Annotated in this window: 21 protein-coding genes; 8 read left to right on the top strand and 13 right to left on the bottom strand. The window is 62.1% G+C overall.

From position 1 onward, the window contains the following. Positions 1-2 precede the first annotated feature (2 nt). The 3 genes from NCS67_RS27865 to NCS67_RS27875 all read right to left on the bottom strand — a co-directional run bounded on the left by NCS67_RS27865 (position 3) and on the right by NCS67_RS27875 (position 4,672). On the bottom strand, positions 3-1,436 hold the full coding sequence (locus tag NCS67_RS27865) for an NAD(P)/FAD-dependent oxidoreductase (RefSeq protein ID WP_008346045.1): 1,434 nt from the start codon (positions 1,434-1,436) through the stop codon (positions 3-5). A 522-nt stretch (positions 1,437-1,958) separates the two neighbouring features. Beyond that, entirely contained in the window at positions 1,959-3,689 is a 1,731-nt protein-coding gene (locus tag NCS67_RS27870; protein ID WP_250437505.1) for a cobaltochelatase CobT-related protein, read from the bottom strand. Beyond that, positions 3,686-4,672, bottom strand: coding sequence for an AAA family ATPase (locus NCS67_RS27875; RefSeq protein ID WP_008346051.1), 987 nt, complete (start codon positions 4,670-4,672; stop codon positions 3,686-3,688). The genes NCS67_RS27870 and NCS67_RS27875 overlap by 4 nt, the downstream gene beginning before the upstream one ends. 152 nt (positions 4,673-4,824) lie before the next feature. Here NCS67_RS27875 and NCS67_RS27880 point away from each other — a divergent pair, with 152 nt between their 5' ends. The 7 genes from NCS67_RS27880 to NCS67_RS27910 all read left to right on the top strand — a co-directional run bounded on the left by NCS67_RS27880 (position 4,825) and on the right by NCS67_RS27910 (position 13,781). Continuing rightward, the gene (locus NCS67_RS27880; protein ID WP_008346053.1) at positions 4,825-5,577 is read left to right on the top strand and encodes an IclR family transcriptional regulator; all 753 of its coding nucleotides are present in this window, start codon (positions 4,825-4,827) and stop codon (positions 5,575-5,577) included. A gap of 122 nt (positions 5,578-5,699) precedes the next feature. Then, a complete protein-coding gene (locus NCS67_RS27885) occupies positions 5,700-6,548 on the top strand; it encodes an IclR family transcriptional regulator (protein ID WP_250437506.1) in 849 nt (282 codons plus the stop codon). A gap of 305 nt (positions 6,549-6,853) precedes the next feature. After that, positions 6,854-8,620, top strand: a complete 1,767-nt coding sequence (gene xsc / locus NCS67_RS27890) for a sulfoacetaldehyde acetyltransferase (protein WP_051078970.1) — start codon at positions 6,854-6,856, stop codon at positions 8,618-8,620. A gap of 65 nt (positions 8,621-8,685) precedes the next feature. Beyond that, positions 8,686-9,699, top strand: coding sequence for a phosphate acetyltransferase (pta, locus tag NCS67_RS27895; RefSeq protein ID WP_250437507.1), 1,014 nt, complete (start codon positions 8,686-8,688; stop codon positions 9,697-9,699). Between the two features lie 9 nt (positions 9,700-9,708). Next, entirely contained in the window at positions 9,709-10,533 is an 825-nt protein-coding gene (locus NCS67_RS27900) for an IclR family transcriptional regulator (RefSeq protein ID WP_250437508.1), read from the top strand. Between the two features lie 218 nt (positions 10,534-10,751). Then, positions 10,752-12,425: a GMC family oxidoreductase gene (locus tag NCS67_RS27905; protein WP_250437510.1), complete on the top strand. Its 1,674-nt coding sequence runs from the start codon at positions 10,752-10,754 to the stop codon at positions 12,423-12,425. Positions 12,426-12,467: 42 nt separating this feature from the next. After that, positions 12,468-13,781, top strand: a complete 1,314-nt coding sequence (locus NCS67_RS27910) for an MFS transporter (RefSeq protein ID WP_372492603.1) — start codon at positions 12,468-12,470, stop codon at positions 13,779-13,781. 8 nt (positions 13,782-13,789) lie between these two features. Here NCS67_RS27910 and NCS67_RS27915 read toward each other — a convergent pair whose 3' ends face one another. From NCS67_RS27915 to NCS67_RS27930, 4 genes are all read right to left on the bottom strand, one after another. After that, entirely contained in the window at positions 13,790-14,023 is a 234-nt protein-coding gene (locus tag NCS67_RS27915; protein WP_250437512.1) for a hypothetical protein, read from the bottom strand. A gap of 162 nt (positions 14,024-14,185) precedes the next feature. Further along, on the bottom strand, positions 14,186-14,812 hold the full coding sequence (locus NCS67_RS27920) for a dual specificity protein phosphatase family protein (protein ID WP_250437514.1): 627 nt from the start codon (positions 14,810-14,812) through the stop codon (positions 14,186-14,188). Next, positions 14,805-15,308, bottom strand: coding sequence for a hypothetical protein (locus NCS67_RS27925; protein WP_250437516.1), 504 nt, complete (start codon positions 15,306-15,308; stop codon positions 14,805-14,807). The genes NCS67_RS27920 and NCS67_RS27925 overlap by 8 nt, the downstream gene beginning before the upstream one ends. Continuing rightward, positions 15,305-16,453: an MGDG synthase family glycosyltransferase gene (locus NCS67_RS27930; RefSeq protein ID WP_250437517.1), complete on the bottom strand. Its 1,149-nt coding sequence runs from the start codon at positions 16,451-16,453 to the stop codon at positions 15,305-15,307. The genes NCS67_RS27925 and NCS67_RS27930 overlap by 4 nt, the downstream gene beginning before the upstream one ends. 299 nt (positions 16,454-16,752) lie before the next feature. On the opposite strand from NCS67_RS27930, the gene pdxR reads away from it, so the two are divergent. Next, positions 16,753-18,270, top strand: a complete 1,518-nt coding sequence (gene pdxR / locus NCS67_RS27935) for a MocR-like pyridoxine biosynthesis transcription factor PdxR (RefSeq protein WP_175980320.1) — start codon at positions 16,753-16,755, stop codon at positions 18,268-18,270. A 10-nt stretch (positions 18,271-18,280) separates the two neighbouring features. Here pdxR and NCS67_RS27940 read toward each other — a convergent pair whose 3' ends face one another. The 6 genes from NCS67_RS27940 to NCS67_RS27965 all read right to left on the bottom strand — a co-directional run bounded on the left by NCS67_RS27940 (position 18,281) and on the right by NCS67_RS27965 (position 24,842). Then, the gene (locus tag NCS67_RS27940) at positions 18,281-18,814 is read right to left on the bottom strand and encodes a cytochrome b (RefSeq protein WP_008346072.1); all 534 of its coding nucleotides are present in this window, start codon (positions 18,812-18,814) and stop codon (positions 18,281-18,283) included. Continuing rightward, positions 18,811-19,872 (bottom strand): catalase family peroxidase, encoded by a 1,062-nt coding sequence (locus tag NCS67_RS27945; protein ID WP_250437518.1) that lies wholly within the window; start codon positions 19,870-19,872, stop codon positions 18,811-18,813. Before NCS67_RS27945 ends, NCS67_RS27940 begins: the two co-directional genes overlap by 4 nt. A gap of 162 nt (positions 19,873-20,034) precedes the next feature. Next, a complete protein-coding gene (locus tag NCS67_RS27950) occupies positions 20,035-21,072 on the bottom strand; it encodes a hypothetical protein (RefSeq protein WP_008346076.1) in 1,038 nt (345 codons plus the stop codon). 2 nt (positions 21,073-21,074) lie between these two features. Beyond that, the gene (locus tag NCS67_RS27955) at positions 21,075-22,643 is read right to left on the bottom strand and encodes an MBOAT family O-acyltransferase (protein ID WP_250437520.1); all 1,569 of its coding nucleotides are present in this window, start codon (positions 22,641-22,643) and stop codon (positions 21,075-21,077) included. 195 nt (positions 22,644-22,838) lie between these two features. Then, positions 22,839-23,168: a ribbon-helix-helix domain-containing protein gene (locus NCS67_RS27960; RefSeq protein WP_250437542.1), complete on the bottom strand. Its 330-nt coding sequence runs from the start codon at positions 23,166-23,168 to the stop codon at positions 22,839-22,841. A 90-nt stretch (positions 23,169-23,258) separates the two neighbouring features. Next, positions 23,259-24,842 carry a GMC family oxidoreductase gene (locus tag NCS67_RS27965; protein ID WP_008346081.1) on the bottom strand — a complete coding sequence of 528 codons (1,584 nt, stop codon included), beginning with the start codon at positions 24,840-24,842 and terminating at the stop codon, positions 23,259-23,261. Positions 24,843-24,848: the final 6 nt, after the last annotated feature.

The raw sequence follows: 24,848 nt of genomic DNA on the forward strand, positions 1-24,848 counted from the left end.
GTTCAGCGCTTCTCGTCCTGCGTCAGATACTTGTGATACAGAAACCGTTGGCCGACGCGGCGGAACGGCGCGAAGCCTTTCCACTTCACCATGCCCATCACGTTCGGATATTCGAGCGCGGAGTCGTAGATCGGCAGATCGTCGCGGCTGTGCTGCCACTTTCCCGCGACGCGCTCGGCCATGCGCCGCCCCGCATGCGCGGAGAACGACACGCCGTTTCCGCCATAACCGACTGCATAAAAAATGCTCTGTTGCGGATCGGGTTGTGCGACGCGCGGCATCATGTCGTGACTCACATCGACCCAGCCCCACCAGGAGTAATCGATGCGAATGCCTTTGAGCGATGGAAACTTGCGATGCAAGCCCTCGATGAGCACGTCCATATGGCGAGGGTTTGCCGCATCGGCGCCGGTGATCGCGCTGCGGCTGCCGATCTGCACGCGGTTATCCGGCAACAGCCGATAGTAGAAGCGCAGCGTGCGCGTATCGGTAATGACCTGGCGCGAGAGGAAATTGGTCGATGCGAGTTCTTCCTGCGTAAGCGGCCGCGTAACGAGCGAGTTCGAGAGTATCGGCATGATCTTCGCGGATAGCGCGCGATGCATGTCGTTGCGCGTATAGCCGCCGGTCGCGAACGCGATCGCCTTCGCGCGAATCACGCCGCGCGGCGTGCGGACATGATGCACGCCGCGAATCGTCTCGACGTTGAGGACCGGCGTGCCCGGATGCACCTTCACGCCGAGCGAGCGCGCCATACGCATATAGCCGAACGCGAGCTTCAACGGATGCACGCCGATGCCATCGGGCTCCAGCAGCGCGCCGCAATTCTCGCGATCGTCGACATACGATTGGGCGACTTCCTTCGCGCTCAGCATGCGCGCGTCGTAGCCGAATACGTCGCGCATCACTTTGCATTCGTTCGCGAGAAAGTCCATCTTGCGCGCGCGATGCGCGATGTACAGATGCCCGCCCGGCTGCGGATCGCATGTGAACTCGCCGATCAATTGCTTGAAGGTGTCGAAACCTTCGCGGATCTCGGCATCGAGCCTGAGCGCCGTCTGCTTGCCCCAGCGTTCGATCCATTGCGAGCGATAGAGGCGTCCGCTCGCGTTCTGCCCTTGCCCGCCGTTGCGGCTCGTGCAGCCCCATGCCGTGCGATTCGCATCGACGATGGTCGCGCGGATGCCATGTTCGCGCGCCAGAAAGAGCGCCGTCGAAAGGCCGGTGAATCCCGCGCCGACGATCAACACGTCGACGTCGGCATCGCCGGGCAAGGGGCCGTCGTCTTCGGGCGGCTCGCCTGCGGTCGCGACCCAGTAGGTGGGCGCGTAATCCATCGGCTGACGGCCGATGGGCGAAACGAGCGGGTCGTAGAGCGGATCGTATGGGGCGCACGCGCCACGAAAGGCCGGCGCAACGTAGTCGAGAGTAGCCACCGATGACTCCTTGGAAAGTACCCTCATACTGCACCGAACTCGACGTACCGCTTAGAGCCACGCCGAAACCATCGTTAGTGCCAGGATGCCGCCGCCGCTGGCCCCTGCGATTGGTCGCGTCTGGCACTACGACGCGCGCTTTTTGTCTGCTCATACTGGGCCGAATCCCTTCTCTCTCGCACCGAATGTCTCGGGAGGCCAATGATCATGCGGAGTGACCCATGCCGAAGCGCTCTCAGGCATCGAAGGGCAAGCATTCATGCCTTCGAGTCATCTTCCCGCCGATCTGCGCAGCCTTGCCTTTCGCTCCGATGAGCGTTTCGATCGCCGCTTGCCCAAGGCCACGTGCGCGTCGATCGGCGATCGCCTCTTGCGCGCGAAGAGCATCGCGCGGCTCGTGATGGAACGTGTGCCGAGATTCACGTCGTCGGCAAGCGCTGGCAAGTCATGCCATGCCGCGATGTCGACGAAACCGCCATCGTCTTCATCGGCCTGTTCGAAACCGACGACATACATCGCGCGTTAAGTCGTGCCTCTGCGCCGCGCACCGAGCCATGCGGCGAGCTTCGCGAATAGCGTCATGTCCGGCGCAACGCTCAGATCCACTGCGAAGTGATGCCGATAGTACGTGCTCAAATCGAGGCCGACGCCAAGGCCGAGCACTTCCACAGCGCGCGATGCTTCGTGCTTCTCGACGACCTCTCTCAAGTGCTGATCGAGATAGTTCGGATCGTTGGCTTGCGCGGTCGCGCTGTCCATCGGGCTTCCATCGGAGATGACAACGAGGATGCGGCGCGCTTCGTCACGCGCGATGAGCCGCGAGCATGCCCAATCCACCGCTTCGCCGTCGATACCTTCGCGGAACAGATCGGCCTTGAATAGCGCCGCGATATCGCGTCGCCCGGCACGCCAGCCTGCATCCCCTTCCTTGAAAATCATGTTGCAGGCTTCGTTGAGCCGGCCCGGATACTTCGGCCGGCCCTTCGCGAGCCAGTCGAGCTTCGCGCCCCCGCCATTCCATGCGCCGGTCGTGAAGCCGAGCACTTCCGTCGTGACGCCCGCCATGCCAAGCGCTCGCACGAGCACGTCGATCATCACCGTGACCGGCTCGATGCTCGCCTTCATCGAGCCCGAGCAGTCGATGAGAAAGCCCACCGCACAGTCCGCGTGCGGACGTTCGCGCTCGCGTCTGAAGACACGCCGCTCATCCGGCGATGCCACCACTTGCGCGAGCCGCCGGCCGTCGATGCGCCCGTCTTCCTCGCCGAACGACCAGCCATCGCGACGCGGCACGGTGATCGATGCCTGCAGCATGCGCGCGAGACGCGGCACGTTGATATGCCGCGCGGCAATCAGAGCGTCCAGCCGCTCGCGATATTCGCGCAACAACGCGGCCCGGATCAGCATCGATGGGCGAACGGTCTTGTCGTAACGCGTGGTGAAGATGCGATACGCCTCGCCCGTCGCCTCGCGCGCGCTGCTGTCGCCACTCGCAGCGAGCGCCAGCCGTTCGAGTTCGCCATGTTCGTCGTCGGTATCGAACCAGGTGCCGAGCATGGTGCGCGCGGCATCTTCTTCTTCGTCGTCGGATGAATCGCTCTCGACGAACGTGTGCCGCACTTCCTGCACCATTTCGCCTATCGTTCGCGCGATTTCCAGCGCATGGACCGCATACGCGCGCTGGTCGTGACGATGGCGGCGCATGCCCGCAAGCGCATTGCCGAGCGATGGCGCGAGCGCCGCACGGGTCGCTTCGATGAGCCCTTCGGTTTCTTCGAGCACCGCGCGGCCCGAAAGACGCGACTGCGCCATTTGCGCGGCCGTGTAAATCAACAAGCCGATTTCGCTGTCGAGCAAGCCCGATTCGTAGCACGCGAGCGACCACGCATCGAAGCGATGCCGCACATTGCGCTTCACGCCTTCCATGCCGGAAGGCACGCGCGTTTCGCAGCGCAACTGTTCGAGCATGTCGAAGACCATGCGCGCGACGGGTTCACCGGGAGCGAGTTCGCGATGCAGCGCGGCATCCGAATGCGCGATGCGCAACGCGGACGCATCGGCCGCGCCGCGCGTCGAATCGGCGTCATCTTCCTCTCTGTGCTCGCCGCGCAAATGTGGCGCATGCAACGGCACCGGCCGCAGATGCCGATACAACTTGCCACCGCGGTAATGCAATGCGTCGTCGCCGGTCAGGGCTCGCACGGTGGCCGCGCACAGCGCATCGCGTCGCGCGCGTTCGCGCGAGTCGTTCATCGCGCCGACTCGTCGTGCCACTGCGATGGCGTATCGAGCTCCTCGCCGAACGCGCGCTGAAAATATTCCGCGACGATCGGCCGTTCCGCTTCATCGCATTTGTTCAGGAAAGTGAGACGCAGCGCGAGCTTCGTATCGCGGAAAACTTCGCGGTTTTCCGCCCAGCTAATGACGGTGCGCGGCGACATCAGCGTCGAAAGATCACCCGCCGCGAAGCCGCGCCGCGTGAGGCCCGCCATGCTCACCATCGAATCGACGAGCGCGCGGCCCGCGTCGTCATCGAGCTGCGGCACGCGCGCGAGCACGATGCGGGCCTCTTCCTCGCGCGACAGATAGTTGAGCGTCGCGACGACGTTCCAGCGATCGATCTGCGCGTGATTCAACATCTGCGTGCCGTGATACATGCCGTTCAGGTTTCCGAGGCCGATCGTGTTGGTCGTCGCGAACAGCCGAAAAAAACGATGCGGCTGGATCACGCGGTTCTGGTCGAGCAGCGTAAAACTGCCGTCGCGTTCCAGAATTCGTTGAATCACGAACATCACGTCGGGACGGCCGGCGTCGTATTCGTCGAACACGAGCGCAACCGGCCGTTGCAGCGCCCAAGGTACGATGCCTTCCTGAAACTCGGTGATCTGCACGTCGTCGCGCACGACGATCGCGTCCTTGCCGACGAGATCGAGTCGGCTCACGTGGCCATCGAGATTGACGCGCATGCAAGGCCAGTTGAGCCGTGCCGCCACCTGTTCGATGTGAGTCGACTTGCCGGTGCCGTGCAGCCCCTGCACCATCACGCGCCGGTTGAATGCGAAGCCGGCGAGAATCGCCAGCGTGACCTCGGGATTGAAGCGGTACGCCTCGTCGATTTCCGGAACGTGCGGATCGCGCGTGCTGAACGCAGGAACGTCCAGATCGGTGTCGATTCCGAAAAGCGAGCGCACGGACACCTTCCGATCCGGCTCGTCCATCCATGTGTCGCGCATCATGAGGCTTCGTCTCCCGTAGCAGAGACTCCAGCATAGCAACTATTCTTTTTCGGAACAATTCATTTCGTTTATTTTTATCCGAACGGCGTATGAGGCGGCGATCGGCACCTCATTTAAAATAATGTCGACAAATTGATATGGAAATCATGCCGATGGACAAGCCCGACACGCCCACGCTGCGCGCCTTCGCGCTGCTGGAATATCTGGTCCAGGCGGGCAACCCCGTGTCGCTGACGGACATGGCCGACGACATGGGTATGCCGAAGCCTTCGCTGCATCGCATGCTCGCGTCGCTCGAAGCGGGCGGACTCGTGATTCGCGAGCCCGGCGACCGAAACGCGTATGTCGTCGGCCCGCGTCTCGCGCAACTCGGTCTCAACGTGATGACGCACGCGGGCGCACGGCGTTTGCGTCATGCGATCCTCACCCGGCTCGTCTCCGATCTCGGCGAGACCTGCAATCTGACGATGCTGCATGAAAACGAAGTGCTGTATCTGGATCGCGTGGAAGCGCCGTGGCCGCTCAGGCTCGACCTCAAGCCCGGCTCGCATGTACCCGTCTGGTGCAGCGCGAGCGGCAAGCTGCTACTCGCGCTGCAACCGCGCGAGGAACGCAATGCGCTCGTGCGCGCGATGAAACTCGAGCGCTACACCGCAAACACGATCACCGACACGGAAATGCTGGAAGCGGAATTGGACCGCATCGCGAAGAAGGGCGTGGCGATCGACAACGAGGAGTTCGTGCAGGGCATCGTGTGCGCGGCCGCGCCCATCGCCGACGCGCACGGCACATGTATCGCGGCGATCGCCGTTCACGCGCCTGTGTCGCGCACGCCGCTCTCGCGCGCGCTGGAAATGGTGCCGCGTCTGAAGGAAGCCGCGGTGGAGTTGGGCAAGACATTCTGAAGGCCCGTTCCGGATCAGCCGTATAAAAAAACGCAACCGAGCGTTCTGAAAATCGTGGCGTCGCCGCCGCTTCCCGGCGTAAAGTAGTCGTAATCCGAAACCAACCGTTCCGTTTCCGATTCATGCGCGACGTCACACATCTCGATCCTTCCGAACACGCCGGCGATGAAGCACGGACGCTTCGCCCGCTTGCCGTGCTCGAACAACTGGCGGCCGCCGGCCACGCCTACACGCTGTCGCAACTGGCGGCGCGCGTACGCATTCCCAAGGCGACATTGCTCCGGCTGATCGATTCGCTCGAAGCGCAGGGCTATGTCACGCACATGCCCGACTCGCGCGGCACCGATCGCGGCATCGCGCTCGGGCCGCGCGCCGCCCAGCTTGCACTCGCCACGCTCGCCAACAATTCGTTCACGCGCGCATGCCGGTCGATCCTGCGCTCGCTCGTCGACGTGATCGGCGAAAGCTGCAATCTCACCGCGCTCGACGGCGATACCGTCCTTTACATCGAGCGCGTCGAAACGGCCGAGCCGCTGCGCTTGCACATGCAGGCCGGCATGCGCGTGCCGCTGCATTGCACGGCGAGCGGCAAGCTGTTTCTTTCGCAGATGCCGCTGGCCGAGCGCCGCCAGATTCTCGGACGCCTCACGCTCACCAAGAAGACGCATCGCACGCTGACTGACCGGTCGCTGCTCGAAGCCGAGCTCGACCGGCTCGCGGCGCGCGGGATCGGCATCGATAACGAGGAGTTCGTGCTCGGCATGGTCGCGGTCGCGGTGCCCATCACCGACCCCTCCACCGGGCGCGCGCTCGCGTGCCTCGCCGCGCATGCGCCGACCGCGCGCGCGAATCTGAACGATCTGCTGCAGGCGGTTCCGCAGTTGCGCGAAACCGCCGTGAAGCTCGCAACGCTCATCGATACGTCCGACGGACTGACGCTCATGACGCGTCAACGCCCCGCCGCACGCTGACTCCGCTTTTCGCCGAACTTCCCGCCGAACTTCCCGCCGAAGCCCGCCGCACGGGCATCGGCGGCGATTCGCCCTTCTTTTGAACGACTACATTCCGATTTTTTTAGAGACGAATCATTCCATTTATTCGAAAAACAGGTTGACCACGGAATCGGCCTGTCCTACGATGTCTTCACGATACGAATTCCGGAACCGAACGTTCCGTTTTATTTCACCCGGAGACATTCATGAGCGAGCACGACCAAGCACGTCCGTCCAAGACCACCCTCGCCGCCACCGGCGCGGCGCCCAGCGGTCCGCAGGCGATGACCCCGTCCGAAGCATTCGTCGAAACGCTCGCCGCCAATGGCGTGACCGAGATGTTCGGCATCATGGGTTCGGCATTCATGGACGCGATGGACATCTTCGCGCCCGCCGGCATCCGTCTCATTCCGGTCGTGCACGAGCAGGGCGCGGGTCATATGGCCGACGGCTATTCGCGCGTGTCCGGTCGTCACGGCGTCGTCATTGGTCAGAATGGTCCGGGCATCAGCAATGCGGTGACGGCCATCGCTGCGGCGTACTGGGCGCACAGCCCGGTCGTGATCGTCACGCCGGAAGCCGGCACGATGGGCATCGGCCTCGGCGGTTTCCAGGAAGCGAAGCAACTGCCGATGTTCCAGGAATTCACGAAGTATCAGGGCCACGTCACGCATCCGGCGCGGATGGCCGAATTCACCGCGCGCTGCTTCGATCGCGCGATGTCCGAAATGGGACCGACGCAGCTCAATATTCCGCGCGACTATTTTTACGGCCAGGTGAAGGTCGAGATTCCGAAGCCGCAGCGTCTCGATCGCGGCCCCGGTGGCGACCAGAGCCTGAACGAAGCGGCCGATCTGCTCGCGCAAGCGAAATTTCCCGTCATCATCTCGGGCGGCGGCGTGGTGATGTCCGATGCCATCGAAGAGTGCAAGGCGCTCGCCGAACGTCTGGGCGCGCCGGTCGTCAACAGCTATCTGCATAACGACTCGTTCCCGGCGAATCATCCGTTGTGGTGCGGCCCGCTCGGTTATCAAGGCTCGAAGGCGGCGATGAAGCTGCTCAGTCAGGCCGATGTCGTCATCGCGCTCGGTTCGCGCCTCGGACCGTTCGGCACGCTGCCGCAGCACGGTCTCGACTACTGGCCGAAGGAAGCGAAGGTCATCCAGATCGATGCGGATCACAAGATGCTCGGCCTCGTGAAGAAGATTTCCGTCGGCATTTGCGGCGATGCGAAGGCGACTGCCATCGCGCTCACGCAACGTCTCGCGGACCGCAAGCTCGATTGCGATGCGACGAAGGATGCCCGCGCGAAAACCATCGCTTCTGAAAAAGCCGCGTGGGAGAAGGAGCTCGACGAGTGGACGCACGAGCGCGATCCGTACAGCCTCGACATGATCGAAGAGCAGAAGGGCGAGAAGCCCTTCAGCGGCGGCCAATATCTGCATCCGCGTCAGGTGTTGCGCGAACTCGAAAAGGCGATGCCGGAAGACGTGATGGTCTCGACGGACATCGGCAACATCAACTCGGTTGCAAACAGCTATCTGCGCTTCAACAAACCGCGCAGCTTCTTCGCGGCGATGAGCTGGGGTAATTGCGGCTATGCGTTCCCGACGATCATCGGCGCGAAGGTCGCGGCGCCGCATCGTCCGGCCGTGTCGTATGCGGGCGATGGCGCCTGGGGCATGAGCCTGATGGAGACCATGACATGCGTGCGCCACAACATTCCGGTGACGGCCGTCGTCTTCCATAACCGTCAATGGGGCGCGGAGAAAAAGAATCAGGTGGACTTCTATAACCGCCGCTTCGTCGCGGGCGAGCTCGACAATCAAAGCTTCGCCGAGATCGCGAAGGCGATGGGCGCGGAAGGCATCGTCGTCGACAAGCTGGAGGATGTGGGCCCGGCGCTGAAGAAGGCCATCGATCTGCAGATGAATCATGGCAAGACGACCATCATCGAAATCATGTGCACGCGTGAGCTCGGCGATCCGTTCCGCCGCGATGCGCTCTCGAAGCCGGTACGCATGCTGGACAAGTACAAGGACTACGTCTAAGTCCTGCCTCACGCCGCTGCGCGCCCGCGCAGCGGCGCTTTCCGACCGACCATCGAGAGCCCGCCATGAAAGCCATGCATCGCATCATCGATCAGGCTCGCGACCTGCCGATGCGCGTCGTCCTCTCCGAAGCCGAAGACACGCGCGTCCTTCAGGCGGCGCAACGCGCGCACAGGGAAGGTATCGCGCGCATCGTGCTCGCGGGTGCGAAAGCGCGCGCGTATCAGGTCGCGGATGGCGCGGGCATCGATCTCGAAGGCATCGAGGTGATCGATCCTTCTCAATCATCGCTTGGCGAACGCTTTGCGGAAGAGCTTTTCGCGTTGCGCGAGAAAAAGGGCATGACGCCCGATCAGGCGCGCGCCGCCGTGCGCGATCCGCTGTGCTTCGCGAACCTCATGGTGCGTATGGGCGAGGCCGACGGCTCGGTGTCCGGCGCGGTCAACACGACGGCGGATGTCGTGCGTAACGCGATTCAGATCATCGGCGTTCGGCCTTCATTCAAGCTCGTTTCCAGCTTCTTTCTGATGATGCTCTGCGAGCCCTTTCATACGATGAAAGGCGGCCTCGTCTTTTCCGATTGCGCGCTCGTCGTCGAGCCGAATGCGGAGCAACTCGCCGAAATCGCGATGGCCGCGGCCGACAGCGCACGCAGTCTGCTGATGGAAGACCCGCGCGTCGCGATGCTGTCGTTTTCGACGAGCGGCAGCGCGCATCATGCGGCCGTCGACAAGGTCATCGAAGCGACGCGGCGCGTGAAGGAAGCGCGCCCCGGCCTCGCCATCGATGGCGACGTGCAGCTCGACGCCGCGATCGTCGCCGAAATCGCGATGCGCAAGGTGCATCACTCGCAGATCGAAGGACACGCCAACACGCTGATCTTCCCGAGTCTGGAAGCGGGCAACATCGGCTACAAGCTCGCGGAGCGCATCGGCGGTGCGAAGGCTATCGGCCCGTTGTTGCAAGGGCTGGCGAAGCCCGCCAACGATCTGTCGCGCGGCTGCAGCGCGGACGATATCTTTCACGTAATCGCCGCGACTTGCGTGCAGGCGCAGGCAGCGCGGCATCACCCGGCGTGAGCGCGCAACATGGACACGCGAGCCGATACGGAAGCCTTCGCTCACCCTGAATCGACGGATAGCGCGCCGCTCGCCGAAAGCGCCGCGCGCAACGAAACGCCTACGCTGCGCGCATTCAGCGTGCTCGAACATCTGGTCGCGGCGAAGGGCGCGCTGTCGCTCGCGGAGTTGGCGAACATCATCGAGCAACCGAAGGCATCGCTGCATCGCATGTTGCAATCGCTCGAAGCGGGCGGCTTCGTCGCGCGCGAGCCGGGCCAGAAGAACGCTTACGTGATCGGCCCGCGCCTCGAACGGCTCGGCGTCGACGTGATGATGCACAGCGGCGCGCGGCGCCAGCGTCATGCGATTCTGGAGCGTCTCGTCGCCGATCTCGGCGAAACGTGCAACCTGAGCACGCTGCACGACACGCAAGTGCTTTATCTCGACCGCTGCGAATCGCCGTGGGCGCTGCGACTGGAGCTCAAGCCCGGATCGCATGTTCCCGCGCATTGCAGCGCGAGCGGCAAGCTGCTTCTTTCGATGATGCCGCGCGACGAACGCAGCGCGCTCGTTCGCGCGATGCGGCTCGAACGCTTCACGCCCAACACGCTCGACGATCCGAACCTGCTCGAAGCGGAACTGGATCGCATCGCGAACAAGGGCATCGCCGTCGATAACGAAGAGTTCGTGTTGGGCATCGCCTGCGTCGCCGTGCCGGTTTTCGACTCGCGCGGCAAGTGCATCGCGGCCATCGCCGTGCATGGGCCGGTCTCGCGCATGGCGCTGTCCCGTGCGCTGACGTTCGTGCCGCGCCTGCAGGAAGCCGCCGCCGAGCTCACGGCCACTTCCTGACGCGCCGCAGCATCGTTACTTCGGATAGCGAATCAATAAATCGCGGCTCAGGGACAACCCCAATCCCCCTTCCGCTTCTGAATCGGAATTCGCACTTTCCGTTTCACTTTCGCGAGCTTCCGCGCTTTTCTCTTGGCTTCCTTGCCCGCTTCTTCCACATTGAACGAAACGCAAACGAAACGATTCGTTCCAAAAGAAGACCTCAGGAGACAGGTGTCATGCAGCAGGAAGTCGATTACGTCATCGTCGGTGCCGGCTCGGCAGGTTGCGTGCTCGCCAACCGTCTGAGCGCCGATCCGTCCAACACCGTGCTGCTGCTCGAAGCGGGCGGGCCCGATGCGAGCCCGTGGATTCATATCCCCGTCGGCTACTTCAAGACCATGCACGATCCCGAGCTCGACTGGTGCTATCGCACGGAACCGGACGATGCCGTCGCAGGACGCAGCATCGACTGGCCGCGCGGCAAGGTGCTGGGCGGCTGCAGTTCGCTCAACGGGCTGCTCTATGTGCGCGGTCAGCGCGAGGACTACGATCGCTGGGCCGAACTCGGCAACGCGGGATGGAGTTACAAGGACGTGCTGCCCTACTTCAGGAAATCGGAAGATCAGGAGCACGGCGCGAGCGAATATCACGGCGCGGGCGGGCCGTTGAAAGTATCGGATTTGCGCTTGCGCCGTCCGATCGCCGATCACTTCATCGCGGCGGCGCAGGAAATCGGCATCCCGTTCAACGAGGATTACAACGGCGCGACGCAAGAAGGCGTCGGCTATTTTCAGCAGACGGCCTACAAGGGCTTTCGTTGGAGCACCGCGAAGGGCTTTCTCAAGCCGGTGCGCGACCGGCGCAATCTTATCGTCGAGACGCGGGCGCAAACGCGCAGGGTGCTGTTCAACGGCAAGGAAGCGGTCGGCATCGAGTACATGCATGAAGGCGTCGTGAAGAAAGTACGCGCGCGTGTCGAAGTGATTCTCGCGGCTGGCGCGATCGGCTCGCCGCAGATTCTGCAGAACTCGGGCGTCGGGCCTTCGAGCGTGTTGAACGGCGCAGGCGTGCAAGTGAGGCACGAACTGCCGGGCGTGGGCCGGAATCTGCAGGATCATCTGCAAGTGCGGCTTGTGTTCAAGACGCGCGAGCGGACGTTGAACGACGAGGTCAACAATCCGCTGAAGAAAGCGCTCATCGGCTTGCAATACGTTATCTCGCGCACCGGGCCACTGACGCTCGCGGCGAGCCAGGTTGCGATCTTCACGCGTTCGTCGCCGGATGTCGCGCGTCCCGACATCCAGTTTCACATGCAACCACTTTCCGCCGACAAGCCCGGACAAGGCGCGCATCCGTTCTCGGCGTTCACGTCTTCGGTGTGTCAGTTGCGGCCGTACAGCCGCGGCAGCGTCGAGATTCGCTCGAACGATCCGCTGCAATATCCCGCGATTCATGCGAATTATCTTTCCGACGAACGCGATCATCCCGTCGTGATCGGCGGCATCAAGGTGGCGCGACGCATCGCGGCGGCGCCTTCGCTCGCGAAGCACATCGTGTCGGAGTTCATTCCTGGTTCGGAGTATCGAACCGATGCCGATCTGCTCGACGTCGCGCGCAAGTTCAGTCAGTCGATCTATCACCCGGCGGGCACCTGCAAGATGGGCAACGATGCATCCGCGGTCGTCGATGAGCGCCTGAAGGTGCGCGGCATCGGACGACTGCGTGTGGTCGATGCGTCGATCATGCCGGAGCTCGTATCGGGCAACACGAATGCGCCTGTCATCATGATCGCGGAGAAGGCGTCCGACATGATTCTCGAAGACCAGCGCTATCAGCACGTCACGCATGTGGAAGACGTAACCCAGGTCGTTGCGGAAAAGCCCATGGCCCATGCAGGCCAAAGAGACTGAGCACAAGTCTCGAACCCATCACGGAGACAAACCATGAACGCACTGCCCCGAACCGATGGCAAACAGATGAGAAAGGTCGTCGTCGCAAGTCTGATCGGCGCGACGATCGAGTGGTACGACTTCTTTCTATACGGCGTGGTCGCCGGCATCGTCTTCAACAAGCTCTATTTTCCAGGCAGCGATCCGCTCATCTCGACGATGCTCGCTTACGGCACCTTCGCCGTCGGCTTTCTCAGCCGGCCGCTGGGCGGCGTGATCTTCGGGCACTTCGGCGATCGCGTCGGCAGAAAGAGCATGCTCGTGATGACGCTGACGATCATGGGCGTCGCGACAGTGTTGATCGGCATGGTGCCGACGTATGCGCAGATCGGCATATGGGCGCCATCGCTGCTGCTGTTTCTGCGCGTGCTGCAAGGCATCGGTCTCGGCGGCGAATGGGGCGGCGCCGTGCTGATGGCGTTCGAATACGCACCCGAGAACAAGCGCGGCTTCTATGCGAGCATTCCGCAGATCGGCCTCGCGCTCGGCTTGTGTCTGTCGTCGGGCGTCGTCGCGGGGCTCTCGCTCATGCTGACCGACGCGCAGTTCCTCGCATGGGGCTGGCGTATCGCGTTCTTCCTGTCGTTCGCGCTTGTGCTCATCGGCATGTATATCCGCCTGAACGTGATGGAAACGCCGGAGTTCGCCCGCATCCAGAAGACGGGCAGCGAAGCGCGCATGCCGATCGTCGATGTCATCACGAAGTATCCCGGCAATACGCTTGCGGGCATGGGCGCACGCTTCATCGATGGCGTGTTCTTCAACGTGTTCGGCGTGTTTTCGATTTCTTATCTCACCGGCACGCTGCATCTGCAACGCACGGACGCGCTGCTCGGCGTAATGGTCGCCGCGTTCGTGATGATCTTCACGATTCCGTTCTTCGGACGGCTGTCGGATCGCGTTGGGCGTGCGCGCATTTACTTCTGGGGATCGCTTGCGACCGGGCTTTCCGCGTTCCTCGGCTTCTGGCTCATGAAGAATAGCGGCGGCAATACGATGCTCGCGTGGCTCGCGGTCGTGATTCCGCTCGGCGTGGTTTATGCATCGATCTATGGTCCGGAAGCCGCGCTCTTCTCCGAACTCTTCGACGCGAAAGTGCGCTACTCGGGCATCTCGTTCGTGTATCAGTTCTCGGGGATCTTCGCGAGCGGCATCAGCCCGATCATCGCGACGTGGCTCTTGCAACGCAACGGCGGCGATCCGTGGATGATCGCGGGATACTGCCTCGCAGCGGGCATCGTCAGTGCGATGTCGGCGGCGTGGGTCGGGTTGCGGCAGAGAAGGGAGATGGCGTTTTCGGTGCGGGGCGCGAGTTGACTTGCAGCTCAGAAGAAGAGACTCATCAAAAACTTCACCGGCCTGAACGACACCGGCTCGGCGTGCTCGTCGAGCGAGAGCCGGGCGAAATAGACGGCGTATGCGGACACTTCGCGCCAAATCGAATATGCGTCCATCGCCCTGACTTCACGCGGAAACGCATCCGGCAAGACCGTTGCGCCAAGGCTCTCGAACGCGAGCTGCGCTCGTGGAAGGTGGAAATAGCGAGCAAAGACCCGCACGATGACACTTCAAGGCGGTCTCGAGCCGCGCCGCGAGAATGGGCTTTGGCGTGCCGTCATCTTGGAGCGCATTTCGGAAGACCACGGCGACGTCGGCGCGTTCGAAAGGCACGGTGATACGTCGCAGGCAGATCAGCACCATGCGAATCATGGAGGCGCGCATCACGCGGGACTCCCCGCAACGCCAACCTGCCGCCTCAACCATTCGACATCGACGTGCTGCAGATAGCTTCTGATGTTTCCCCACACCGGATGAAATCCATAGCCGCCATGCAGCAACTCATCTTCGGCCTGTTGCCTGGTCCACCCTTGATACACCACGCGATACAGCGCCGATACCAGCCCCGTGCGATCCGCGCCATGCTGACAGTGAATGAGGATCGGACCATCCCGGTCGACATCGCGCAGCGCCTTGAGCGCGGCGATCATGTCCTCGTCCTTGATGTTCCATGTGTTGATACGGATGCGCTGCAGCGCGATGCCGCTGCCTTCGAGAACATCCTCATCGGAATGAAACGAACGGAAGCTGACGATCTTGCGGATACCCAGTGCGCGCAGTTGCACGATATCGGCCGCCGATATCTGCGCGCTCCGATAAAGCGAAGGCGTGATGCGATGAAGATTGTCGACGCCTGCGTACACGATCGGTTCGGCCCAGTTCAGCGGGCGTTCGACCGTCATGGATGCAGACGTGGCCGGAGCGGGCGCTGCCGCCATCTTCGACTGCAGGACGTATGCCGCAGCGATGAAGCCCGCGCCGTAAAACAAAATGCGGAAGACTTTATTCATGCGACGACCGCCCCGTGCCAGGCTCACGCGACAGATGAAACAACACGAGCGCTGCAATGCTCATGGTCCAGTAATCGGTTGGTGCGAACCCGATCCAGTGCTTGTGCCAGGGCACATGAAGCGCATCGAAGCGATCGATGCCGAACGCGGGATTGAGAACGAACCAGAGAAAGTCTTCGATCAGCCAGAACGTCATGACGCATGCGACGATGCGCGCCTCGATGCGCCATGACCATCGAGCGAAAAAGATCACGGGCAGATGAAAGAACAACGCGACGAATGGAAAGACCCACGCGTGATACCCCGTCATCGGTCTGCCGCCCCAGAAGATGTCGAGCAACCAGTGATGTTCGATGCGCCATGTCGGCAAGCTCGCGGCCCAACCTGCGTTGCCTTCGATCTGTATTTCGACGTTGGCGAACAAGAAGCCCAGCAGCGCGACCCAGCCGACGAGCGCGAGCGTGCGCCCGCCAGGCACGAGGGCACGTGCGTTCATGCCGCCACCTTTGTATCCGGATTGCCGAGCGCATCGCACACCGTATCCAGAACGAAACGTGCTGCATACGGACGCGAGAGCGGCGCGATTCGCTCGCGCATCGCATCGAGCCGGGCCGGATCGTCGAGCAGCGCGCGAACGCGATACTCCAGCGCCACTGCATCGACGGCTTTCAGCGCGACGCCGTGTTCGAGCAGGTAATCCGCATTGCGCTCTTCCTGCCCCGGGATCGGCGAGGTGACGATCATCGGCAGTTTCATTGCGAGGCACTCGGACGTGGTCAGCCCGCCAGGCTTCGTGATGACGAGATCGGAACACGCCATCAGGCGCTCGACGTTGGGCGTGAAGCCGGAAACGTGCAAACGTGCTGGATGGAACGCGCACAGTTTTCGCAACGCGGCGCGCATCGCTTCGTTGCGACCCGCCAAAGCGATCAACTGAAAATCGCCGTCCATGTTCAGCAGACGTTCGGCGAGTGCGTCGAGCGCGCCAAGACCTTCGCCGCCGGACATCATCAACAGAGTCATGCGCGCAGGGTCGAGGCCGCATTGCGCCGCGCACGCCGCGCGGTCGAGAGGCTCGCTGAAGGCGGGCATGACAGGTATCCCGCCGATGTGAACCGATGCCGATGAAACGCCGCGGTTCGTCATGCGCCAGGCGACTTCGTCGTTTGCGGCGAAATATCCCTGCATGCCCGGCACGACCCACATGCGATGAAGATCGAAGTCCGTGACTTGCACCCACACCGGCGTATGAACGTTGCCGAGACGACGTTCACGCGAAAGCAACTCGGCAGGCAGGAAATGCGTGCAAATGATCGCATCGGCGCGATGCCGCTCGATCTCCGTTATCAGCGCGCGGCAGTTGAGCCGCTCGACCGCGCGTCGAAGACGTTCGCCGAATGATCGTGGCGAAGCGCTGTCCGTCTTCTGATAGAGATAACTCCAGAGGGCCGGCTGGCGAGCGACCAGTTTGATGTAGAACTCTGCGTAAAGCGCCTTGAAACTTGCGGGAACGAAGTCCATGACATCGAGATGCACGGCTTCGACACTTGCGGGATGAGTCTTTGCATACGCGCACAGCGCCTCTGCTGCGCGAACGTGGCCGGCGCCCGCGCTCACGCTTAGAACAAGAACCTTGGGCATACTTATCGGAAAGCTCGATGGGGTGACTGTTCGATTCGGCTTGGAGATTACGCTAGCGCGCCGCCGATATCGTCAATAGAACCAACTTACGAAGTCGTCATCCGTGAGAAAACGCAGGCGATTCTATTCAATCGTCGCGCCGCATCCGCTATCCGGGATCATTTTTTACTTCAGCGTCATCGCGCGAACGGATTCGCGGCTAACAGCTCGTCTGCCTTCGGGCTATTTTTCAACTGGCGCGACAGGCAAGCCCCACGTAATATCGACACATCCAATAAACGTTCCACAAGGAGACATGCATGCCCATCCGTCCTACCGCGATGCTTTGGGCGCAGCTCTTCGAGCGCTCGCGGGTCTCGGGGATGAGCCTGCAAAACCAGATCCGCCAGATGATCGTCAATGCGATTCTGAGCGGTCATATCGCGCCCGATTCCGCCTTGCCTTCGAGCCGCGAACTCGCCGATCAGCTCAACGTGTCGCGCAACACCGTCGTGCTCGCGTATCAGCAACTCGTCGAGGAAGGCTATCTCGTCTCGCGCGAGCGCAGCGGCCATTTCGTGAATCCTGCGACCGACGAGTTGCAACGCGGCTTCACCGCAGCGGGCGTCGCGGAAACATCGAGCATCGAGACGCAGCAAGGTCATCCCGACTGGAGCGCGCGCATCCGGCACGCGCCGTCGCATCAACGCAATATCGTCAAGCCGTCGAACTGGCAGAGTTACGAATATCCCTTTATTTACGGGCAATTCGACACCGAACTCTTCCCGACGAGCGACTGGCGCGAGAGCTGCATGCACGGCTTGTCGGTGATGGAGATCCGCAACTGGGCGCCCGATCTCATCGAACGCGACGACGAAACGCTCGTCGAACAAATACGCACGCGCGTGCTGCCGCGTCGCGGTGTCTTCGCGATGCCCGAAGAGATCGTCGTCACGAACGGCTGCCAGCAGGCGCTCTATCTCATCGGCGCGTTGTTGTGCGGCACGCAGACGAAAGTCGGCATGGAGAACCCCGGCTATCCCGATGCGCGCAACATCTTCCAGCATCACAACGCGCAAATCGTGCCGCTCGAAGTGGACGGAGACGGCGCCGTCATCGACGATGAAAGCGTGATCGCGCCTTGCGATTACGTGTATGTCACGCCGAGCCATCAATGTCCGACGACCGTCACGATGCCCATCGAGCGGCGACGCAAGTTGCTCGACCTGTCGGTGAAGCATGATTTCATCGTCGTGGAGGATGACTACGAGAGCGAGAACACGTTCTCGGGCACGCCGCATCCCGCGTTGAAGAGCCTCGATACGGCAGAGCGCGTCGTCTATATCGGTTCGCTGTCGAAGACGCTCGCGCCAGGACTGCGGCTCGGTTATATCGTCGCGCCGCGCGAGCTGATACGCGAGCTGCGCGCGCTGCGCCGTCTGATGATTCGTCATCCGGCCGCGTACATCCAGCGCGCATTCGCGACCTTTCTCGCGCTCGGTCATCACGACACGCTATTGCGCAAGCTCGGGCGCGTCTACAAGGAACGCGCCGAAGTGCTGATGGATGCGCTCGCCACGCATCTGCCGGAATTGCGCGCATCGAACGTGACGGGCGGCGCTTCGTGCTGGGTCGAAGGTCCGCCGTGGCTCGACGCGACGCGTCTCGCGAAAGACGCGCAAGCGCTCGGCGTGCTCATCGAACCGGGCAGCGTGTTCTTCGCCGATCCCGCCGATGGTCAGCGATGCTTCCGCATGGGTTTTTCAGCGATACGCGCGGAGCTGATCGAGCCGGGCGTGCGGGCGCTCGCCCAAGTCGTGCAGCAGCGGCGCCCCTGAACGTGCGCGTCTATTTCCACGGCGCCATCGCGTGAAAGACGCCATCGCGACGCACGAGCGCATGAAACAGCGCCGCCGCGAGATGCACGACGATCAGCGCGAAGAAGCACAACGCGAGGAACCGATGCGCGTTCCAGAGCAGCGTGTGCAACGAATTGCTATGCGGCAAAAGTGACGGCAGGCGATAGCCGCCTATCACGACCGGATAATCCGCCGCCGACAACATGCCATAGCCGAGCAATGGCAGCGCGATCATCAACGCATAGAACGCATAGTGCGATAGATGCGCGGCGAGCTTCATCGGCTCGGGCATGTTCGCGGGCAGCGGCGGCGCACCGCGCGCGATTCGCACGGCGAGACGGATCAGCGCGAGCACGAGTATCGCGATGCCGAGCGGCTTGTGTATCGACACGAGCGTCAGATAGTCCGGCCTCACCGTCGACACCATGCCGACGCCGATGAACAGCATCGACAGAATGCAGATCGCCATGATCCAGTGCAGGGCGCGTTGCAGCGGCGAGAACCGCTCGTTGATCGCGTTCATTGCTGCGCTCCTTGCGAAGGCGTGTGCGGATAGGCCTTGTCCTCGGCGGTGCGTCGATTGAACGATACGGAATAGGCAGCCGAGCGCGCGGCAGGAAACGGATCGTCCGATACGCGCATGCCCGAGGGCAGCACGGTCGGATCGAAGTTGAGATCGCGGCAAGGACCGTCCGGCTCCGGCTCGATGGCTTTCACGACGAGCGTGCCCACTTCGACCGTATGCCGGTCTTCCGGCCACGCCTTGCTCGGGTCCGCGGTCGGATCGCCGGGATTCGCGACGGTGACGACCATCGCCCAGCGTTGCGGCGCGCCTTGCACGCGCTGCGTGATCTCGGCATCGAGAAAATTCGCGCCCTTCTGCTTCAATTCGTCCGGCGTCAGCGTCTCGGGCTTCGCGGCGGGAACGAAGGACCAGCGCACCGTCTGATCCTGTCCCTCCGCGTTCGTGAAGACGAAGCTGTTGAGGCTGTTGTAACGCTCGTCCGCATACGATGCCGTCCACGGCGCACTGCCGGCCCACGCGCCGAACGCAGCGATCTCCGGGTGCGCGGCGGCGAACTTCTGCATCGACTCGGGATCGCTCTTGTTCGCGAGCGCGCGTTGCAGGTCGAAAAAGGCCTGCGGTGTCGCAACGGTGAAGAACGGCGCATCGATCATCGCGGAGCGCCACTCGCTGCCGTCGGGCATCACGATGCGCAGGCTCAGGCCGCGCACGCGCGCCATCGCATCCGATGCTTTCGGGTCCGGCGTCGCGAGATTGAAGCGCCCCGTGACGGGATACGTACCCGGCATGAACATCCTGGCTTTGGAGATTGCCGCGCCCGAGCCGTTGGATTCGAAATCGCCGCTGAAGCAGATGCCCTTCGCATGATTGCGTCTGAAGCCCGGCACCGCGCCGCCCGGTGGCGCGAGGCTGCCCACGATCTTCGCCGGTGTGAGGCGATTCGGCGTGAGCCAGCCCGCCGTGTAGGCGAAGGCCGCGACCAGCACGGCGACGATGGCCGCGATGAGGATCAGCGCGGGAAGAGGCGAACGCGGGGAAGCGGATTTGTCAGGCATCGTAGTCTCTCGATCAACGATTCTGTTGCACGGTAATCTAGCAGCGTGACGGAAATCGTGCCAGCAACGCGCAAAATTCGCAGATACCCCCGCTTCGCATCGTCTCCTGGTTCGAAAAAGGAAGTTATGGCCTGCCGATAGCCGCTCGCGACAACTTCGCGTTCATCGCAAGTCGAGCCATTGCTTCAATGCGGGATGGCTTTTGATCGAGTCTTCGAGCAATCCGGTTCTCAATGTCCTGCCTTCGGTGTTCATGTGGAGGTCGGTGTTCAGAAACAGTTTGCGGTTGAAGAGAAGCTGGTTCCGGTCGTCGAGCACGGTTCCGAGCGGAGAAATGGCGCTGGCGAATTGCTTCGATGCCTCTTCGACCCGATCCGCGCGCGTCGTGCTCGTCTGCACATAGGGCGTATTGGCGAAGTAGACCGACACGCCCTTGTCGTGCATCGCATGGACGAATCGCTTCAGCACGAGAAAGCTATCCGGACAGATTTCCGTTTCCTGTTCCGCCGATTCCGGACGTCCCGTGTAATTCGAGCCATCGATCTGCTGCATGTTGCCCAGGCCGTCGAGGTGATACGCGGAATAGGCGAATGATGTCGGCGGCGGCGCATCGATGAATCTCGTCACGATTTCCTGATCGTGAAATGCGCGAAGCCTGTCTTCGATGGATTTCGGAAACCATGTCTCGCGAATTCGAGCCTGCGCGAGTTCGAAGATGAGTCCAGGACCCATCGATGTAATTGCGTCCAGCCGCCGGAATATCGACCACGTCCGCCAGCGGTCGTGATCCCAGGCGATGGCGTTTCGCGCTCTCCAGGTGGCATTCTCCTTGTTGGCATCGTCGCAATAGTATTCGCGCTCCAGTGCGAGAATCACGGTGTCGTCGTTCTCGGCGACGGACGTCACTTCGCCAAGGATTTCATCGAGCGCGAGTCCCGCGTGAAATCCGTAATTCAAAACCGGAATGCCGAGATCCTTGCTCAGTTGCGTCGTGTCCACGCTGAAAAGCACGTTCGATCCGGCCGCTACGATCAGCTTTCGCTGTCCCTTGTAATGCTGCGCGATGCTCCGCTTCACGACCGTCATTTCCCGTACCCAATACTCGCCGGCAATTGGCGCGGGCGCGAGCATCAATGCCGCCGAGAACCAGGCGATCGCGATAATGGCCAGCGACGTCGCGAAGATTTTCAAGTACGTCATGGTCAGAACTCGAAATAGAGAAACTCCGATGGACCCGCTGATCCAATAGCCAGAACCACGACGAAAAAGAGCAACGCCGAAAGACTTGCGGCCAATAACGTGGCGTCGACCCGGCGGGGCAATATCCGGTTCCGGACGCGCGTGAATGAAAGTTCAGCCGACCTGTAGCGCTCCAGCAAACGCTGCAGATTCGGGAATCCCCACACGAGAACGAAGCCGAACAGCAGCGTGACGAACACCATCGACGGAATGCCGACGGATGGCAGAAAGCCGTCGAAACGCAGCTTCGAACGGAGAACGGGAACGATATGCCGTTCCAAAGACGCGGGTAGCGAAACACCGTGAAAACCCGCCATGCCCGCGAGCATGTTCCAGGCGGTCTGAAAGTTCTCGGCCCTGAAGAAAACCCATCCCACGACGACGGCTGAAAAGGTCAGCGCTACGCCTGCGATTCGCGCGAACCGGCTCGAACCATCTATTCCCAGACGCGGAGACACGGCGCGCCAGCCGTGATTCACGATCAGATACGCGCCATGCAATCCGCCCCACGCGATGAACGTCCATCCGGCGCCGTGCCACAAGCCGCCCAATAGCATCGTTATCATCAGATTGACGTAGCGGCGCAGCGGGCCGCCGTGTTTGCTTCCGCCGAGCGGTATATACAGGTAATCCCGCAGAAACGCGGATAGCGTCATGTGCCAGCGCCGCCAGAAGTCGATGATGCTGGCCGCCTTATAGGGCGAATCGAAATTGATCGGAAGTTTGACGTTGAAGAGCAGTGAGATGCCCACGGCCATATCGCAATAGCCGGAAAAGTCGAAATACAACTGGAGCGTGTACGCGAGCGCGCCCGTCCAGGCTTCGAAGAAAGTCAGCGGCACGCCCGCACTCGCCGCGCTGAAAAGGGGCACGGCGCCTTTGGCTAGCGTGTCTGCAATCAGAACTTTCTTCGCGAGCCCCAGCACGAAAACCGTCAATCCGGCGGATATGTTCTCCGGATTCATCCGGAAGGTTTTCGGATTGCCGAACTGCGGCATCATCTGACTGTGATGCAGCACCGGTCCTGCGATCAGATGCGGGAAATACGTGACGAACAGTAAGTAGTTGACGAAGTTGTATTCGCGCGCGATGCCGCGATAGACATCGACGAGAAAGGCGATCTGCGTGAACGTAAAGAACGAGATTCCCAACGGCAGAATGATGTCGAGCGCCGCAAGATTCATCCCCAGCAGATGATTCGATGAATCGATGAGAAAGTTGGCGTATTTATAGTAGCCGAGCAGACCCAGATCGATTGTTATGGCGCCGATAAGAATCAGCTTCGGATGGCCGCTTTTCCTTTCGCTTTTCCTTTCGCTTTCCCTGCCGATCCACCACGCGGCGGCATAGTTGAACAGGATGGAACCGAGCAAGAGCACGACAAAGCGTGGCGTCCATATTGCATAAAACCAAAGCGACGCCAGCCCGAGCCAGAGCGCAGCGAGCCGATGGCTATAACGCCCGAGCAGAAACGCGCCGACGAAAACCACGGGAAGAAACGCGAAGATGAACGAATAGGAATTGAAAAGCATGCTCGAGACTCCGCGGCAAACGGCGTCCGGGCGTGCATCACCGCGGATGCGTCGTCGTTCGTTGTCGGTCGAACAGGATGCTAGATGCTGACTGGGACGGCGGGCGGCGCTTGGCCGATGTCACCATCGCTTTGGCTGACGGAAAGGGGCACGCCGAAGCCCGGCGCGCTCGCGTTCAATGAGGAATGCGTCGAACTAGCCCGCTTTCAGCACACGCAGGGCCACCGCGCCCGCCGCCTCGCCTTCGGCCACCTGCTTCGCCTCGCGCATCGACAGATAGCGCAAACAGCACACGCGCAGAAACGACGCGAAGTTGGTCGGCGCTTCGCCGCGCAGCGCGATCAGTTCGTCGTAGAGCTTGACGGCGAACTGGCTCGTCGTGAGATTTTCGCGCCCGGCGATTTCGTGCAGCACGTCCCAGAAGAGATTTTCGAGCCGGACGGTAGTGATCACACCATGAATGCGCAGCGAACGCGTGCGCGATTCATAAAGGATCGGATCGGCGTTGATGTACACCCGACACATGACGTTGATCTCCAGGAAACGGGCCGCCATGCTCGTCGCACGACGGCCGACCGAACAAACTACTCCGCTACGCGATCATCGGCAATCACGTCAAACCCTGCGCTGCTTCATCTGGCCGGCGATGTAGTCGGCCTGACGGATCGCCAGCGTGACGATGGTGAGCGTCGGGTTTTCCGCCGCGCCCGTCGTGAACTGGCTGCCATCGGAGATGAACAGGTTCGCCACTTCGTGCGTCTGGCCATGCGAATTGCAGACGCCGTCGGCGGCTTTCGCGCTCATGCGCGCGGTGCCGAGATTGTGCGTCGACGGATACGGCGGCACGAGATACGTCGCCTTCGCGCCCGCCGCTTCGTACACCGCGCTGCCCTGCTTGTACGCGTGCTGGCGCATCGCTTCGTCATTCGGATGATCGTCGAAGTGGACGTTCGGCACCGGCAACCCGTACTGATCCTTCACGTCGGTGTTGAGCGTGATGCGGTTCTGTTCGCGCGGCATGTCCTCGCCGACGATCCACATGCCCGCCGTGTACTGATACTGATCCATCGCCGCCGCGAAGTTCGGCCCCCACGAGCCGGGATCGAGAAACGCCGCATAGAAGGGCAGCCCGAGCGAAAGCGTCTCCATGTGATAGCCGCCCGCGAAGCCGCGCTTCGGATCGAACACGGATTCATCCTCGATGATGCCGGCCATCGTCGTGCCCTTGAACATCTCGACCTTGTCGTTGAACACGCCGTAGACCGAGCCTGTCGTGTGCCGCATGTAGTTGCGGCCGACCTGGCCCGAGCCGTTCGCGAGGCCATCGGGGAACTTGCTCGACTGCGAGTTGAGCAGGAGCCGCGGCGTCTCGATCGCATTGCCCGCCACCGCGACGACGCGCGCCCTCTGCCGTTGCAGCTTGCCGTCCTTGTCGTAATAGACGACGCCCGTCGCCTTGCCGCGCGCATCGTGCTCGATCTTCACGACATGCGATTGCGGGCGCAATTCCATGCGGCCCGTCGCCTGCGCGCGCGGCAGTTCGGTATAGAGCGTCGACCACTTCGCGCCCATGCGGCAGCCCTGAAAGCAGAAGCCGCGCTGAAAGCAGTGCGTGCGATCGTCGCGGACCGTGCTGTTGATCGCCATATGGCCGGTGTTGCACTCCTTGTAGCCGAGCTTCGCCGCGCCCGCCGACATCACTTTGAAGTTGTTGTTGCCCGGCAGGCCCGGATTGCCGTTCGTGCGCGTGACGCCCATCTTCTTCTCGGCGCGGTCGTAGTAGGGATCGAGCTCCGCGCGCGTCACCGGCCAGTCGAGCAGATTGGCGCCCTGCACGTCGCCGTAAGTCGTCTTGGCCTTGAACTCGTGCGGCTGAATGCGCAGGCTCGCGCCCGCCCAGTGGACCGTCGTGCCGCCCACGGTCTTGCAGATCCACGCGGGCAGGTTGGGGAAATCTTTCGCGACGCGCCAGTTGCCCGATGTCGTGCGATTGTCGAGCCATGAAAGCTGCTTGAACGCGCTCCACTCTTCCGTCGCGAAATCGCCTTGCGTGTGCATCGCGCCTGCTTCGAGCACGACCACGTCGACGCCCTTCTGCGCGAGTTCGTTGGCGAGCGTCCCGCCGCCCGCGCCCGATCCGATGATCACCACGACGTGATCGTCGTTGTGCCTGAACTGCACCTTGTTGTCCGTGTACATGTCTGT

Origin of the sequence: Caballeronia sp. ATUFL_F2_KS9A, from assembly GCF_023630765.1 — a bacterium.
Classification (GTDB): Bacteria; Pseudomonadota; Gammaproteobacteria; order Burkholderiales; family Burkholderiaceae; genus Caballeronia; species Caballeronia zhejiangensis.